This window comes from Marinilabilia salmonicolor JCM 21150, from assembly GCF_000259075.1.
Taxonomy (GTDB): Bacteria; Bacteroidota; Bacteroidia; order Bacteroidales; family Marinilabiliaceae; genus Marinilabilia; species Marinilabilia salmonicolor.
Genome location: NZ_AJKI01000010.1, coordinates 40,834 through 58,055, shown reverse-complemented (window position 1 = coordinate 58,055; position 17,222 = coordinate 40,834). Strand labels below are relative to the sequence as shown.

The window sequence follows — 17,222 nt, the reverse complement described above, 5'->3', positions numbered from 1 at the left end:
TCGGGTGATTTAATCTGGTTCAAGAATGAAACCGGAGAGGTTTGAATTGTAAATCAGAAATTAATTATTGAAACATCTTTCACATGAAAACAACTTTAAAAGTTTTGATCCCGGTTTGGGTTTTCTTTTTGATGGCAGGTTCTAATGTTGTCGCACAAACAACAAAATCATCAACTTTAGAGCCTGTTGATTATGTAAATCCTTTGATGGGAACAGATTCTAAATTCAGTCTGTCAAATGGTAACACCTATCCTGCTATTGCGTTACCCTGGGGAATGAATTTTTGGACTCCTCAAACTGCTAAGATGGGAGATGGCTGGCAATATGCATACAGTGCTGATAAAATCAGAGGCTTTAAGCAAACTCATCAGCCCAGTCCCTGGATGAACGATTATGGCAATTTTTCTTTGATGCCTGTTACCGGGGAACTCAAATTTACAGAAGAAGACCGTGCCAGTTGGTTTTCTCATAAAGCAGAAACGGTTCAGCCGCATTATTATAGTGTTTATCTCGCGGAATATGATGTGACTGCAGAATTTACCACTACAGAGAGAGCCGCACGTTTTCGTTTTACTTTTCCGGAGAATGACAAATCCTATATTGTAATTGATGCCTTTGACCAGGGATCTTACGTGAAGATTATTCCGGAGGAAAATAAAGTAGTTGGGTATTCAACCCGTAATAGTGGCGGAGTTCCTGAAAATTTTCGCAACTATTTTGTCATAGAGTTTGACAAGCCCATCGAATATACCGCCGTTTGGGAAAAGGATCGGTTGGATGAAAATAAAACTGAGCTTTCCGGAGAGCATGCCGGAGCTGTCATCGGGTTTTCTACCCAAAAGGGTGAAATAGTTGATGCAAGAGTGGCTTCTTCGTTTATTAGTCGTGAACAGGCAGAACGAAATCTTGAGGAAATTGGAAATAGTGATTTTGAATCAATCAAAACACAGGGGCGTGATATATGGAATAAGGAGTTGGGGCGTATGATTGTGGACGGAGGTTCAATGGATGAAACCCGTACTTTCTATTCAACACTTTACCGTACTCTTCTTTTTCCCCGAAAGTTTTATGAGTATGATGCCAATGGTGAAGTTGTTCATTATAGTCCGTATAATGGCAAGGTGCTTCCCGGATATATGTTTACCGACAACGGATTTTGGGATACTTTCCGGGCTGTATTTCCCTTTTTCAATCTAATGTATCCATCTCTTAATGAGAAAATCCAGGCAGGGTTGGTAAATGCATATAAGGAGAGTGGTTTTCTTCCTGAATGGGCAAGTCCCGGTCACCGGTCGGTAATGATTGGCAATAATTCTGCTACCCTTGTTGCTGATGCGTATTTGAAAGGCGCGCGTGGATACGATATTGAGACTTTATATGAAGCTTTGGTGCATGGCACAGAGAATGTTCATCCGGAAGTAGAAGCTACCGGCCGTTTAGGGCATCAATATTATAATGAATTGGGATATGTCCCATATGACGTGGGTATCAACGAAAATGCTGCCCGGACATTGGAGTATGCTTTCGCAGATTGGACAATTTGGAAGCTGGCTAAGGAACTGAATCGTCCTAATAAAGAGATAAAGCGCTTTAGAGAACGCAGCCAGAATTATCGCCATTTGTTCGACCCTGAAACCAATTTGATGCGTGGGAAAAACAAGGATGGTTCTTTTCAGAAACCTTTCAATCCACTGAAATGGGGTGATGCTTTTACAGAGGGGAACAGCTGGCATTATAGCTGGTCTGTTTTTCATGATGTGCAGGGGTTGATAGATTTAATGGGTGGAAAAACTTCTTTTGTTCAAATGTTGGATTCAGTATTTGTTCAGCCTCCTGATTTTGACGATAGTTATTATGGTTTTCCAATTCATGAGATTCGTGAAATGCAGATCATGAACATGGGGCAGTATGCGCATGGGAACCAGCCAATTCAGCATATGATTTATCTTTACAATTACGCAGGACAACCATGGAAAGCTCAGTACTGGATTCGTGAAGTTTTGAACCGGATGTACACCCCAAATCCTGATGGGTATTGTGGAGATGAAGATAACGGGCAGACCTCAGCCTGGTATGTATTTAGTTCTATGGGATTTTACCCCGTAACGCCCGGTAGTGATCAATATGTGCTTGGCGCACCTTTGTTCCCAAAAATGACAATAGAATTGGAGAACGGAAATAAGATCACTGTTGATGCTCCTGAAAATAGTGATGATAACCGCTATATCAAAGGAATGTTTTTCAATGGCAAACCTTGGGATAAAAACTTTGTAAACTTTCATGATTTGATGGATGGAGCGCATCTTGAGTTTATTATGGATGATAGACCCAATGAGTCGCGTGGTGCTGATCCGGAGGCTTATCCATATTCATTTTCGCGTGACGAATAAACAAGAAATACTGACAATATGAAGAAGATATTATTTTTCCCTTTGATTTTTTTATTGCTTTCCGGATGTTTTGGAAAAGGTAAAAAAGAAGCCGGTAAAACGGTTGATGTGCATTCCGGGAATCCGGTCTTTGAGGGTTGGTATGCCGACCCTGAAGCTATTATATATGAAGATCAGTACTGGATTTTCCCAACCTATTCAGATGCGTATGATAAACAAGTCTTTTTTGATTGTTTTTCATCACCTGATCTTGTTAACTGGACACGTCATGAGCGGATTATCGATACAGCAGAAGTGGTTTGGGCTGATAGTGCTATGTGGGCGCCCGGGGTTATACAAAAAGATGAAAAGTATTATCTTTTCTTTGCCGCCAATGATGTTCATGAAGGTGAGGTGGGTGGTATCGGAGTTGCTGCGAGTGAGCAACCTCAGGGGCCGTATCATGATTTGCCTGGAGAACCATTGATTAATGATATTGTTAATGGCGCTCAGCCAATCGATCAATTTGTTTTTAAAGAAAATGATAGTACCTACTATATGTATTATGGTGGGTGGGGACACTGCAATGTGGTAAAGTTAAATGACGATTTTACCGGACTGGAGCCTCTTCCAGGTGGTGAGATGTATAAGGAAGTTACGCCGGATGGTTATGTAGAGGGTCCCTGCATGTTTAAAAAGGACGGTAAATACTATTTTATGTGGTCTGAAGGAGGATGGGGAGGTCCTCATTATAAGGTTGCATATGCTATTTCAGATAGTCCACTCGGACCGTTTGAGCGCATTGGAGTTGTGTTGGAACAGGATCCGGAAGTGGCCACCGGCGCAGGGCATCATTCTATATTGCATAAGCAGAATAGTGATGAATGGTACATTGTTTATCACCGGAGACCCTTGTCGGAAACTCATCACAATCATCGTGTCACATGTGTTGACCGCATGTATTTTGATGAGGAAGGTTATATTAAGCCTGTTGAAATTACGTTTGAGGGAGTGAAGTCAAACCTGTTGAATCAGTGATTATGATTTAAATATAATGGGAGGTTTTCTTAAGCTTTTTAAAGTGTTAGGGTAGTCGCTTCCCATTATTTTTTTATATTCAATGGGGGAATGTAAATTTAACTCTGTCCAGTAGAATTTTTGTAACTCAAAATAACTCATATTTTTTCTTTCATCTAATTCTTAAAAGCTTATTTGGGTAGTTTTCAGGTTCTGTCAAGGGCGGCTGAGGTTACGAAGCCGTTTATATACCCTTGACAGGTTCTGAATACGACCTATCTTTGCGTTTAAGGTTTTGGATGTCATAACTTAATGTTTAGACGGCCTTCAAATTGAATACACAATTGCTGTAGTGTTAAAGCCCAGTTTTGAAGGGGTCTAGTCCACTTTTTTGCAATATTTTCAGTGGTCAAATAAATTAACTTCAGAAGTGCCATATCGCTGGTGAATGCTCCTTTTGTTTTAGTTACTTTCCTTATTTGGCGATGGAATCCCTCAACAGCATTAGTGGTGTATATCAGCTTTTTGATGGGTTCATCATATTTAAAATAGTTGGAAAGTTCTTCCCAGTTCTCATTCCAGGTACGTATTACAATAGGGTACTTTTTGCCCCATTGTTCTTCCAAGTTTTTCAGTTCTGTTTCTGCTTCAGACTTGTTGACAGCACGATATACTTTTTTCAAGTCCTTCATAAAGGATTTTTTGTCCTTTGACGCTACATATTTCAATGAATGATACATTTCTGTATCTCCGTGTCAGGAAAAACACTCAAAATTGCTTCGGAAAAACCATTTAAATTATCGGTACAGGCAATTAGTATATCCTTTACACCACGACTTTCCAAATCAGTTAATACAGATAACCAAAACTTTGCACCTTCACTTTCGGATATATACGCCAATCAGGTACTTTTTGCCCTCTTTATTGATGGCTAAGATGTTATACACTGCCCGGCTAACAACCCGGCCTTCATCTTTTACCTTGTAGTGCATTGCATCCAACCAGACGATAGGATAAACATCTTCTAAGGGGCGATTTTGCCACGCTTCCACCTGCGGAATTATCCTATCGGTTATTTCACTCAGAGTCGTTGGTGATACTTCCGTATCGTACATTTCGGCAACATGGGAGGATATATCCCTCAAAATCATCTTTTTTCCATAAAGCCCTATAATTTTTGGAGCCAAACTATCAGCAAGAACGCGTTGCCGTTTTTTGATAATCTCTGGTTAGAAACTGCTATGCCGATTTTGTGGGGTTTCTATAGAAATAGTGCCAGAACTGGTCTTTAGATTTTTGCTGCCTTTACCATTGCGCTTGTTACTGAAAAAACGCTCTTCTTCTGACAAATGATCTTCCATCTCGGCAGAAAGATCGCTTTCCAAGAATTCCTTTATAATGGGGGCAAAAACGCCACCTTCGCCTGTAAGTGATTTGCCACTACGCAATTGATCTAAAGCTAAGTCACGCATGGCTCAATACTCAGGGGTTTCTTTCTTCTTGTCTGTCATAAACTGCAATATTAACATTTATTGGTTTATGGACAGAGTTTACTTTACACTCTCTTTTTCTCTTCTTAATTATTTAAAGTATTCACAAGTTTAAATTAAGGTGTCACCTGTCGGTTTTAAGTACGTATCAGCGCCAAAATTGTATGTTATTATGCCACCTATATGTGGTGTTACCTTTTTGTCATTTTCAGCAACCACATATTATTTCTTCTTCATTAATGTTGTGTAAACATCAAACAAAACTTGAAATTAATGTTTCAACGCAAACGCAATACGGAAAGTTGAGGTCTCTCTCAACCTAAAGCGGTTTTGGATTGACATGAAATAACATGAAACAATGATTTGGGTTGGATGAATACCTGAGGAAAGAAAGGTCGCTCAGGATCGCTTTACCGGTGTCATTCTCTTTTGCCCAATAAATAGTTCTATTTGCTAACCAAAAACCAAGTATTATGACTCTTTTCAATTCCAGCTAATACAAATTGTCCTGAGCATTAAATCAAAAAGAAAAGGGGTCTGGAAGCGGCTACCTCCATTCCCCTGTAAGTTTTACATTTAATTGTTATAAAGCTATGAAAAATAATCCTAAGTTAAGGATATGGGATTGCTTTGCCTTTTCTAAATGGATGGGAATAAGGCGTATCTCATTATTATTATTGATTTTCTTATCAGCACAGCTATCTGCTGAGGGTGTTAAAGGAAATGAAAACCTTAAAGAAGAAAAACCCAGTGTCTTTCAGCCTTCAAACCAGAAAGTCTCAAATCTCTTATTTCAACAAGATGAGAAAACAATACGGGGAAGGGTCACTGACGCAGATAGTGAGCCCATCCCAGGGGTTACGGTATCTGAGCCTGGATCAACTAATGGAACCATTACCGATGTGGATGGAGAATTTTCCCTTACAATTGGTGGTGATGTGGAAAGTCTGATGTTCACTTTTGTGGGAATGCAAAGTCAGGAAGTTATTCTTGACGGAAAAGAATTCCTTCAGGTCACCATGCAGGAAGACATTATAGGTTTGGAAGAGGTGGTAGTAGTGGGTTATGGTACCTTGGAAAGAAAGGAAGTTACCTCTGCTGTAGAAACCGTGACTTCCAAAGATTTTAACTCAGTGGGTTCAAGCGATCCTATGGAGTTGATTCAGGGAAAAGTAGCAGGGCTTAACATTACCCGAACAGAGGGCTCCAATCCTAATTCCAGTGCATCCATCCAGCTGCGTGGTGTTACTTCATTGACCGGATCCATCAGTCCATTGATAGTAATTGACGGAATTCCGGGGGGTAGTTTGGATATGGTTCAACCGGACGATATTGAGTCTTTTAACGTTTTGAAAGACGGATCCGGAGCTGCTATTTATGGTAGTCGAGCCAATGCCGGGGTTATTTTAATAACCACTAAAAAAGGTAAAGTTGGAGCACCTCAGTTTAATTACTCGACTTATTTTAACCGGGAATTTGTAGACAAAAAACCAGAATACTTATCAACTTCAGAGTTTCGGAATCTTATCGATCAAGGCTTGGTTAACAGTGATCAGGATTTTGGGGCTTCAACAGATCTGTACGATGAGCTGATTAACGAAAGTAATTTAAGTCAGTATCATAATTTCTCAGCATCAGGTGGTTCTAAAAAATCCAATTATAGGGCCTCTGTCTTCTACAGTGATGCCAACGGAATTGCAAAGAAAAATGGGAGAGAGGAGTTTGGTGGTCGCTTTAATTTTAATCAAAAGGGATTAAATGACCGGCTGACTTTTTCTATGAACGTTGCGACTAACTTCAATAAGGCTAATTTGCTTGGAGGCGGATCAGGTGATTTTGAACAGGCCATCCAGCGCAACCCCACTGCTCCAATTTATAACGAAGACGGAACATTTTTGGAAACCGAGGCATGGAACAATTACAACCCTTTGTCAAGGCTAGCAAACCGCATTTCCGAACGTAATCAGCAAACGTTTACCGGAGATGCCAAAGTTGAATTTGAGATATTTGACGGTTTTTCAGCATCTGCTTTTGGAGCATATGAACGTGATAATTACAACGATCGCTACTATCGTTCTACAGAAGACTGGGATCAAAGATCAGAATCAGAATACCAGGGAATGGCTTATGCATCCAAGTCAAATTACTTAAACTGGCTGGAGACTTTTGAGACAATGCTTAATTACAATAAGACTTTTAATCAGCTTCATTCTGTTACAGCTATCGCAGGTTATAGTTATCAATATGAAACAACTGAAACCTTTAATGTAAATAATAATGGGTTTACAACGGATGGTTTTAAAGACTGGAATTTAAGTGCAGGTAGTGCCATTAATAACACTCAGTTACCACGTCCGGGCATGGACAGTTTCAAAGAAGATAATACACTTATTGCCTTCTTTGGTCGAGTAAATTATGCATTCAGTGATAAATATTTTGGACAGGTTAGTCTTCGACATGAAGGTTCTTCGCGGTTTGGTGAAAACCATAAATGGGGGAATTTTCCTGCTGTATCTGCCGGTTGGACAATTAGTGAAGAAGAATTTATGAGTGGTGTGTCTGCCATTGATGAGTTGAAGCTTCGTGTGGGGTATGGAGTTACCGGGAATCAGGGCATCCCCAATTATCAATCTCTGGTAACACTTGGTACAGGTGGTGTTTATCCTCAGAATGGTGTTTATTACCAGACATATGGTGCCTCACGTAACCCCAATTCTAACCTTAAATGGGAAGAAAAGGCTGAATGGAACTTTGGTGTAGATTTCTCTCTGTTTAATCATGTAATTAGCGGTAGCCTTGATGTATATGACAGAGAAACCAAAAATCTTCTTTATAACTATAACGCCCAGCAACCACCTTATATACACAGCAGTATTTATACCAATGTTGGTAGTATTAAAAATTCAGGGGTTGAATTGCAACTTTCGGCGGTAGCTATGCGGAAAGATGATTTTAGCTGGGATATTGATTTGACAGCAAGCAATCAGAACAATAAGTTAACAGAATTGTCCAACGATGTATTTCAGGCCAACTGGTTAGAGTTTTACGGACTTCCCTCTCCTGGTAACTTAGGGTCCGCCATTCGTCTCGAAGAAGGTGGATCGGTTGGTAATTTTTACGGAAAACGCTTTGCCGGGTTTACTGAAGATGGAAAATGGATGTTCTATAAAGAAGATGGCTCAACCGGTACCGCAGCTGAAATGAATGAAAATGATCTGACCGTAATCGGGAACGGAGTTCCTAAGTATCAGGCTTCTTTAACAAATACTTTGCGATATAAGAATTTTGACCTCACCATCTTTTTTAGAGGTAAATTCGGATTTGATATCCTCAATACCAAGGAGATGTATTTTGGTAATAAAAAATGGTTGCCCAATAATTTGCTTAGAAGTGCTATAACGACTCACAAAGAGTTGGATGATGATCCGCAATATTCAGACTACTATATTGAAAAAGGTGATTTCGTAAAACTGGATAATCTCACTTTAGGGTATAATTTCAGCTTTAAGGAAGAATCGGGTTTTCGCAATCTGAGGTTGTATGTGACTGGGCGTAATATTTTTACACTTACCGGATATAGCGGTCTTGATCCTGAATTACAAGATACAGGCTTTGAAACTGGAATTGATGCACGTGGTTTTTATCCGCGTACGCAATCGTGGACTATTGGATTGAAATTAGGATTCTAAAATCACTGAATTATGAAAGGTATTTTAAAAAAATCCATCATTTTGGGAGCAGCATTTGGACTTTTGTTCGGAAACAGCTGTACCGATTTGGATGAAACGCTATATAGCGAGTTGAACAAAGGGAATTTTTACAATAATAAAGTTGAGGTTTTACAAGCCGCATTGAGGCCCTTCACGCATATGCAAGCGTGGTTCGCGCCTACCGGGCAAAATGGTTATTATTATCACGCCGAGCTATCTTCCGATCAGCTTGCCTGGCCCCAGAAAGGACGCCATGGTTATGATGGAGGAGATCATTTTAGGCAACATTATCATACATGGACCTCCAATGAAGGCCGGATGCGTGGTGCATGGAGTCTTATGTGGAGCGGAGTTGGCTATGTAAATGCCGCCATGGAAGATTTGGAAGGCGTAAATAATAAAGCTCTGGGTATCTCCGATGAGGAAATGGCTGCTATTCGAGCTGAATTGAGAGTTCTAAGAGCGTTTCATTATATGAAAATTATGGAATTATGGGGAAATGTGCCTATAATTACTAAAGTAGGAGAACCTCTAAATCCCCCCAACCATCCAAAAGCCGAAGTCTTTGACTTTATTAAAACTGAGTTAGAAACTTATGTTCCTCAATTGCTGCCTTACTCACCCGAATTGGTAGGCAGGGTTTCCCAAACTGCCGGATATGCCATGCTTTCAGAGCTTTATTTGAATGCTGAATATCATATCGGAACACCTATGTATGATAAGTGTATTGAATCTTGTGATAAGATTATCAGCGGCCAGGCCGGGGGATTATCCAATGGAGCCCCTGAGTTGGCAGATAACTTAAACGAGACATTTAGCAATACTAATCAAAATGCAAAAGAAGCATTGTTTCAGTTTGCTTTTAGCCGGGAAGGTGGATTTTCTTTTGGTTGGGGAGGCTTCCTTATGGGATATTCCAATATCAGTAAAGCATTGAATGTTGGATATTCAGGTTGGAATGCAATGGTTGTTATTCCCTCGGCTTTTGATGCTTTTGCAGAAAATGATATGCGGAAACAAGATTGGTTCTTGTTTGGGCCTCAATATGTTTATGGTACTGATGAACCACTTCTGGGAACTGAAGAGTATGCAGGAGAACCGTTTGTATATGTTAATTCAATCCGGAGGGAGAGTGAAGGAGACTTCACCAGTGAAGGAAGTATGGCAGAAGGTGAAGAAAGTAGTGGTGCCCGATTCCATAAGTATAAAACAGGTACACTGGATGATGAGAACTATTGGGAAAATCATTACATGATTTACCGCCTTACAGAAATTTACTACAACAAGGCAGAAGCGCTGATGAGAAAAAATGGCGGGGTGGCTACACAGGAAGCAGTTGATTTGATGAATGCTTGTAGAGAAAGAAATTTCTCAACTGAAGATTGGCCTTCAGCGATGTATACTACTTCGACATTGACTATGGATGAGTTGCTGGAAGAGCGTGGCCGGGAGTTCATCTTTGAAGGAAAACGAAGAACAGACCTTATTCGCTTTGGAGAGTTTATCAATGGATCCTGGTGGGACCACGAACCAACCAATGATGCTAACAAGGAGATTTATCCTATACCGCATACCCAATTAGCTGCTAACCCCAACCTGGTTCAAAATCCGGGTTATACAGACTAGCGTTGGTTGAGGTAAAGTTTCGATGTATATATTCGGGGCTTTCCCAATTAGTTTAATAAGTTGTTTGCCGCATCGGGTTTCCATGCTACAATTCACGATTCATTTTTGAGATTTGAGTGTTTTGAAAGTCTGAAACTTTGCCTTCTCAAATTTTCGTGCTTCTGATTTTTAGCATGGCCCGTGCGGTTTTTTATTTCACTGTTAATCCCAATTAAATAAGAAATGTGTGATGTGTTTCATTAAGATGGAAAAAACACATTCAAGATAATATGTTAGTATCTAAAATTTTAAAAGATGAATTGTAAGATTTTTTTATTGGTTATTGGTGCGTTACTTCCTGCCTTACTCAAGGCGCAACCGGAAGGTCGTCGGGAGAGTTATGATATTTCAAAAGAGAAGGTGCTTTATACTATTGGATACAGTCACCTCGATACTGAGTGGAATTGGGATTATCCAACAACGATTAATACCTGTATTAAAAATACCATGACAGAAAACTTCTATCTGTTTGAGAAGTATCCTGACTATGTCTTTAATTTTACCGGCTCGCGGCGTTACAGAATGATGAAGGAGTATTATCCTGATCTTTACGAAAAGGTAAAATACTATATCAATCAGGGGCGGTGGTACGTTTCAGGCTCATCGGTTGATGAAGGGGAAGTAAATGTGTCATCGTCAGAATCCCTTATTCGTCAGGTTCTTTATGGGAACAAGTATTTCAGAGATGAGTTTGGTGTTGAGAGTGCAGATTATATGCTACCCGATTGTTTTGGTTTTTTGGCAAATCTACCTACAATATGGAATCATTGCGGACTGCTTGGTTTTTCAACTCAAAAACTTACCTGGCATTCAGCTGTTGGGATTCCTTTTAATGTAGGTGTTTGGCTTGGTCCGGATGATAAAGGAATAGTAGCTGCATTAAATGCAACAAGCTATGTCGGAGGAGTTGTTCCCCGGCTTGATAAAGATGAGTACTGGAAAAAAAGAATAGACCAGGTTGAGGAAAACTATGGAATTTCATTTGATTACAAATATTATGGGGTAGGAGATGAAGGAGGTGCTCCCCGTGAAAATGATGTAAGAAATCTGGAAGCAAGCATTGGTAATGAAGATGGCGATTTCAAGGTTGTGACCACTTCATCAGATCAGATGTACAAAGATATTACTCCGGAAATCAGAAAGAAACTTCCTTCCTACAAAGGAGATTTGATGCTTATAGAACACAGTGCAGGTTCTTTAACATCACAGGCATATGTGAAAAAAATGAACCGCAAGAATGAGTTGTTGGCTAAAAGTGCCGAGCAGCTTGCATGTATTGCCGATATGACAGGAAGTATTTCCTATCCTTTTGATAAGTTAAATAATGCATGGGACCTGGTTTTGGGAAGTCAGTTTCATGACATTCTTCCGGGAACGTCTATTCCCAAGGCTTATGAATATGCATGGAATGACGAATTTATTGCTGCTAATGGCTTTAGCAATGTTCTGAAAAGTTCTGTGGGAGCCATTGCTGATATGATGGATACCCGGACAAAAGGGCGTTCAGTGGTTGTATATAATCCTGTATCTCATAACCGCCAAGGATTAGTGGAAGTTGAAATGGAATTTGATGCCATCCCGGAGGGAGTTCAGGTTTTTAACGAAAAGGGAGAAAAGGTTCCCACCCAGGTAGTGGGGCAGTCTGACAATAAACTTCAGTTGATATTCCTGGCTAATATGCCTTCGGTGGGGGTAACCGTTTACGATGTAAGGGAATTAAAAACTTCTTCAGAAGAAAAATCATCACTTTCTGTCACTGATTATTCTTTGGAGAATGAATACTATAAAGTTCAGTTAGATACCAATGGGGATATTCTGAGTGTTTTTGATAAAAAAGCAAAAAGAGAGTTATTGGAGAAACCTGCCCGTCTTGAGTTCCTGTATGAAGAACCGGACCAGTGGCCTGCCTGGAATATGGATTGGAATGACAGGAAAAATCCACCAGTAGGATATATGTCTGAAGCCCCTGAGTTGAAGGTATTAGAGGACGGTCCGGTTAGAGTGGCTGTTGAAATAAAAAGACAAGGTCGCAATTCCACTATCACCCAAATAGTCAGCTTATCTGCCGGAGAAGCAGGTAAAGTAGTTGAAGTCTCAAACCTGGTGGATTGGCAGGCCCGCGGGGTAAGCCTGAAAGCTTCGTTCCCGTTGTCTGTGAAAAATAAAGTGGCTACGTACAATCTAGGCGTAGGGACCATTCAAAGAGCTAATAATGATAGTAAGAAGTTTGAAGTACCTTCCAAACAATGGCTCGATCTAACTGATGAAAATGGCGAGTATGGAGTGTCAATTTTAGAAGATTGTAAGTACGGTTCGGACAAGCCTTCGGATAACACTTTACGACTAACATTGCTTTATACTCCCGAAACTCATTCCTGGTACCCTTTGCAAAATTCACAGGATTGGGGAATTCATGAATTTAAGTATGGCATATACGGTCATAAAGGAGACTGGAGAAACGGTCAGACCGATTGGCAGGGAAAATACTTCAATGAACCTCTTTGGGCATTTGAAGTCCCAAAACACAAGGGAACATTAGGAAAGAACTTCTCATTTGTATCAGTAAATAAAGATGAGGTTGGAATAATGGCTCTCAAAAAGATGGAAGAAGCCAATGACTATTATTTAGTAAGGGTTAATGAACTGACCGGAGCCGACGTGACGGGAGCTGAAATTTCTTTTCCCTGGATTGTAGCAGATGCTTATGAAGTAAACGGGCAGGAGAAAAGAATTGGGAAAGCTGATTTTAGAGGTGAAAAATTGTCATTTGATCTGTCTCACAATACCATCCGGAGTTTTGCTGTGAAATTATCCTCCCCGGTGAGTGCGACAAAAGAGACTCAGGAATTTGTGAAATTGCCGTTCAATCATGATGTTATTAGTTTTGATGTTAACAGGCATGATGGCAATTTTGCCTGGAGAAGAAGTCTGCCTGCTGAATTGATTCCTGACTTTGTAGAGAGTGATGGAGTAAGATTTGAGATGGGGAACAAGCAGGACCGGAAAAACAATGCCGTGATTTGTAAAGGTCAGGAAGTTAATTTGCCTGAGGGAAAATATAAAACGCTGTATTTATTGGCTGCTGCTAATCGCGATACCGAAACTGAATTTATTGTAGATGGAGACAGACAGCCACTTAAAATTCAGGGATGGACCGGATATGTTGGCCAGTTTTACAATAGGGAGTTTGCCAAAGATGGCGTAACAGTTACCGGCATTGAGAATGCTTATTCTAAAAAAGACAACATTGCATGGTTTGCATCTCATCGACATAAAAGCTATCCATCAGGAAATGAGGCTTATCAATATTGCTATTTGTATAAATATGAGATTAGAATTCCTGAGGGGGCAAAAACAGTAAAATTACCCGATGATGAAAATGTAAAAGTACTTGCAATGACAGTAGGTGATAAGAACAGTCAGGTAAAACCTTTACAGAAATTTGTGGAGGATTTTGATTATGATTTGAGCCTGGATATCAGAAAGAAATAATGTTTTTATTAGGATGAAGTTAGAACAGGTTGAAAATGAGATTATATTCTGGCTTTGAATAATAAATAAAGTTAATCCGGACGTTTTGTTGGGTGTATCTGCCCAGGTAAAGCGTCCGGATATTTAGTTATCTGGTTGATGTTAGTTTGTATAGCTAATTATTGCTTTTACCGGAAAATGGTCAGATGGAGTTCTGGCATTATATTTCCTTAAAGAAACCTCTTTTGGAAAATTTCCTGACTTGGTCTGTTTTGTTTCAGGTATTTCAGTCCGGTAGGTATCTGTAAGAATACCATATCGATCCACAATTAAAGATGGACTTACGAAAATATGATCAATCCGGCTGTCGGTTTTCATGTTTGGTTTAAAGTCGTTAAAAGTCCCGTTAGTAGCATACCTCACTTCTGCTTTATTATATGAATCATTCAGAATGCCTGAATTGACAATAACCTCATAATTTTTACTCTTTTGATCCACATTGAAATCGCCGGTCAGGATTACGGGTTTATTTTTACACATTTCTTTTATTTTTTGAACAACAAGCTTTGCGCTGTTTTCGCGTGCCTTAGTTCCAATGTGATCCATGTGTAAGTTAAAGCACCAAAATTCAAAGCCGGTATTCTGGACTTTTAGTTTTACCCACGTGCAGATGCGAGGGAGTGCAGCATCCCACCCTTTGTTGGGACGATCTGTGATTTCTGATAGCCAGAAATGCCCGGAATCCAAGAGTGTAAACAATGCCTTTTTAAAAAAAATTGGAGCGTATTCTCCTTTTGTTTTTCCGTCATCACGACCAACACCGACATAATCATAATCTTTTAACTTCTGGTTTAGGTCGTTTAACTGGTTGTACAATACTTCCTGGGCCCCTATAACATCGAAGTCATTAAATTCAATAATATCACAAATAATGGGACATCGCTGGTGCCATCCATTGCCATCCATTGAATCACGGGAGTTTTCGTACCTGACGTTGAAGGAACAAACTGATAATTGATGCTCTTTTGGATTCTTGCATTGACTCAGAATAAGAATCAATAGAAAAGGAACTACATATTTCATGATGTTTTTATTTGATTAAAAATAAGCGACTAAGGTTAAAACAAAAATAACCAGACCACCCCTGAAGGCAGCCTGGTCTTTATAAACCCATCTATGAGACTGAATTCAGATGTTCAAAAAAGGATTAAGGTAAATCATTTGAAAAGGAGTAAGGAAAAGCATCTTCGCTGGTTCCTCGTTGCTTATTAGGAGAGTCTGACATCTCAAACTCAATTTTGCTTCCTTTCATTAATTCGCGGTGAATTAGGTAGTTTTTCTTGTGCTTTTTATTGTTCACTTTCAATGATGATACATATCTGGAGGTGGCATCATTGTTTTTAGCTTTAATAGTTATGGTTTCTCCATTTTCCAGACTTATGGTTACTGAATCAAAAAGGGGTGATCCCAATACATATTGCTCCGAAGCCGGACAAACAGGGTAGAAGCCTAATGCAGAGCAAACAAACCAGGCTGAAGTCTGACCATTGTCTTCGTCACCGCAATAGCCATCTGGTGTAGCTGAATACAGTTTGTCCATTATCTCTCTGGCCCAGTATTGTGCTTTCCAGGGCTGGCCGGCATAGTTGTACAGATAAACCATATGTTGAATGGGTTGATTTCCATGTGCATATTGGCCCATGTTCATAACCTGCATTTCTCTCATTTCATGTATTATGCCTCTGCTGTCTATGCCTTCTGATCCCGGAACAAGAAAAACTGAATCCAGCATATTGTTAAAAGCATCGTATCCTCCCATTAGGCTGATAAGTCCCTGAGGGTCATGAAATACCGACCATGAATAATGCCAGCTGTTTCCCTCTGTAAAGTCACGACTCCAGTCGGTTGGATCAAAGTGTTCAGAGAAAGAACCATCTTTTGCCCGTCCGCTCATCAATTGATTTTTCGGGTTGAAGAGGTTCTTGTAGTTCATGGCACGCTGAGCATAGATTTTAATCTCCTCTTCGGGGCGGTCCAGAGCTTTCCCAAGTTGATAGATAGTCCAGTCATCGTAAGCATATTCCAGAGTTCGGGCTACGTTTTGATTGACACCCGCGTCATTGGGAATGTATCCGTACTTATTGTAAAGTTGGTAGCCTGTTCTTCCTGAAGCTCCCACATGAGGATGAACGTTGTTGGCACCATGCTTCACAGCCTCCCAGAGAGTTTCTATATCATAGCCCCGCAAACCTTTTATATAAGCATCTGCCACTACCGAGGCTGAATTGTTGCCTACCATTATGTTTCTGTGCCCGGGACTTGCCCATTCAGGTAAAAATCCACTCTCTTTGTAGGCGTTGACAAGCCCTTCCTGCATTTTTTCATTTTCTGAAGGATAGAGCAGGTTTAGCAAGGGGAATAAACAACGGAACGTATCCCAAAACCCGGTATCTGTGAACATGTAGCCCGGAAGAACTTTGCCGTTATAGGGACTGTAATGAATCAAATTACCGTTTGCATCGATCTCTGAAAGGTTTCTGGGGAACAAAACTGAGCGATACAAACAGGAATAAAAGGTTCTTAAATTATCGGTGTTTTCGTCCTCAATAGTTATTCGGCCAAGCACTTCATTCCATCTCTCTTCACCCTTTCTGACGATGGTGCCGAAGTTATCACTGCCCAGTTCTTTTAAATTGATCATAGCCTGTTCGTGGCTTATAAATGAAGATGCAACACGGGCGTGGACCACTTCTCCTTTTTGGGTAGAAAAACCAATGATTCCTCCCGAATGATTTTCCCTAATTTCAGTTTCACCTTTACGGATGTCATAATCACTTGCTGTAGCATAGTATTCGAATGGTTTGTCGAAGACTACCACGAAATAGTTTTTGAAATTTCGAGGAACACCGCCACTGTTTCTGGTGGTGTATCCAATGATTTTATTCTCCTCAGGAATTATTTTAATGTACGATCCACGATCAAAGGCATCTACAATGACGTAAGAATCGTCACTTTCAGGGAACGTAAACCGGAACATGGCTGCCCGCTCTGTTGGTGTTATTTCGGTTGTTATGTCATGATCCCCAAGATGCACTTTATAGTAATGAGGCTTGGCTACTTCTGCTTTATGGGAAAACCAGCTTGCCCTCTTGTCTTCATCAAAAGTGAGTCTCCCGGTAAGTGGCATGATAGAAAACTGTCCGTAATCATTCATCCAGGGACTGGGTTGGTGAGTTTGTTTAAAGCCCTTGATTTTGTCTGCTGTATAGGTATATACCCAGCCACTACCCATTCTTCCTGTTTGTGGTACCCAGAAATTCATTCCCCAGGGACGAGCGATGGCAGGATAAGTGTTCCCGGTCGAAAGCTCATATTTGGACGAGGTCCCTACGGTGGTACTGACATAATCTACCGGGGTATTTTCCTGTGCTTCTATCAGGTTTATTGATAGAAATATACAAATGAGAAATAGCGTTGTTTTTTTCAAAATTGACATAGTG

General features: G+C 40.2%; 7 protein-coding genes and 1 pseudogene. 5 read left to right on the top strand and 3 right to left on the bottom strand.

The features are described from left to right. The first annotated feature begins 83 nt into the window (after positions 1-83). Together W7W_RS0106485 and W7W_RS0106480 are read left to right on the top strand one after the other, a co-directional pair. Positions 84-2,390, top strand: a complete 2,307-nt coding sequence (locus W7W_RS0106485) for a GH92 family glycosyl hydrolase (RefSeq protein WP_010662998.1) — start codon at positions 84-86, stop codon at positions 2,388-2,390. Between the two features lie 18 nt (positions 2,391-2,408). Next, on the top strand, positions 2,409-3,407 hold the full coding sequence (locus W7W_RS0106480) for a glycoside hydrolase family 43 protein (RefSeq protein ID WP_010662997.1): 999 nt from the start codon (positions 2,409-2,411) through the stop codon (positions 3,405-3,407). 281 nt (positions 3,408-3,688) lie between these two features. Here W7W_RS0106480 and W7W_RS21860 read toward each other — a convergent pair. Further along, positions 3,689-4,858, bottom strand: a pseudogene (locus W7W_RS21860) (IS256 family transposase). A 611-nt stretch (positions 4,859-5,469) separates the two neighbouring features. On the opposite strand from W7W_RS21860, the gene W7W_RS0106450 reads away from it, so the two are divergent. From W7W_RS0106450 to W7W_RS0106440, 3 genes are all read left to right on the top strand, one after another. Then, a complete protein-coding gene (locus tag W7W_RS0106450; RefSeq protein WP_010662996.1) occupies positions 5,470-8,565 on the top strand; it encodes a SusC/RagA family TonB-linked outer membrane protein in 3,096 nt (1,031 codons plus the stop codon). A 12-nt stretch (positions 8,566-8,577) separates the two neighbouring features. Beyond that, positions 8,578-10,212, top strand: a complete 1,635-nt coding sequence (locus W7W_RS0106445) for a RagB/SusD family nutrient uptake outer membrane protein (protein ID WP_010662995.1) — start codon at positions 8,578-8,580, stop codon at positions 10,210-10,212. A gap of 294 nt (positions 10,213-10,506) precedes the next feature. Further along, positions 10,507-13,743 carry an alpha-mannosidase gene (locus W7W_RS0106440; protein WP_010662994.1) on the top strand — a complete coding sequence of 1,079 codons (3,237 nt, stop codon included), beginning with the start codon at positions 10,507-10,509 and terminating at the stop codon, positions 13,741-13,743. 141 nt (positions 13,744-13,884) lie between these two features. Here the strand turns inward: W7W_RS0106440 and W7W_RS0106435 are convergent, their stop codons facing one another. Together W7W_RS0106435 and W7W_RS0106430 are read right to left on the bottom strand one after the other, a co-directional pair. Beyond that, positions 13,885-14,805, bottom strand: a complete 921-nt coding sequence (locus W7W_RS0106435; protein WP_025006999.1) for an endonuclease/exonuclease/phosphatase family protein — start codon at positions 14,803-14,805, stop codon at positions 13,885-13,887. A gap of 124 nt (positions 14,806-14,929) precedes the next feature. Continuing rightward, on the bottom strand, positions 14,930-17,218 hold the full coding sequence (locus W7W_RS0106430) for a GH92 family glycosyl hydrolase (RefSeq protein ID WP_010662992.1): 2,289 nt from the start codon (positions 17,216-17,218) through the stop codon (positions 14,930-14,932). Between the last annotated feature and the right edge of the window lie 4 nt (positions 17,219-17,222).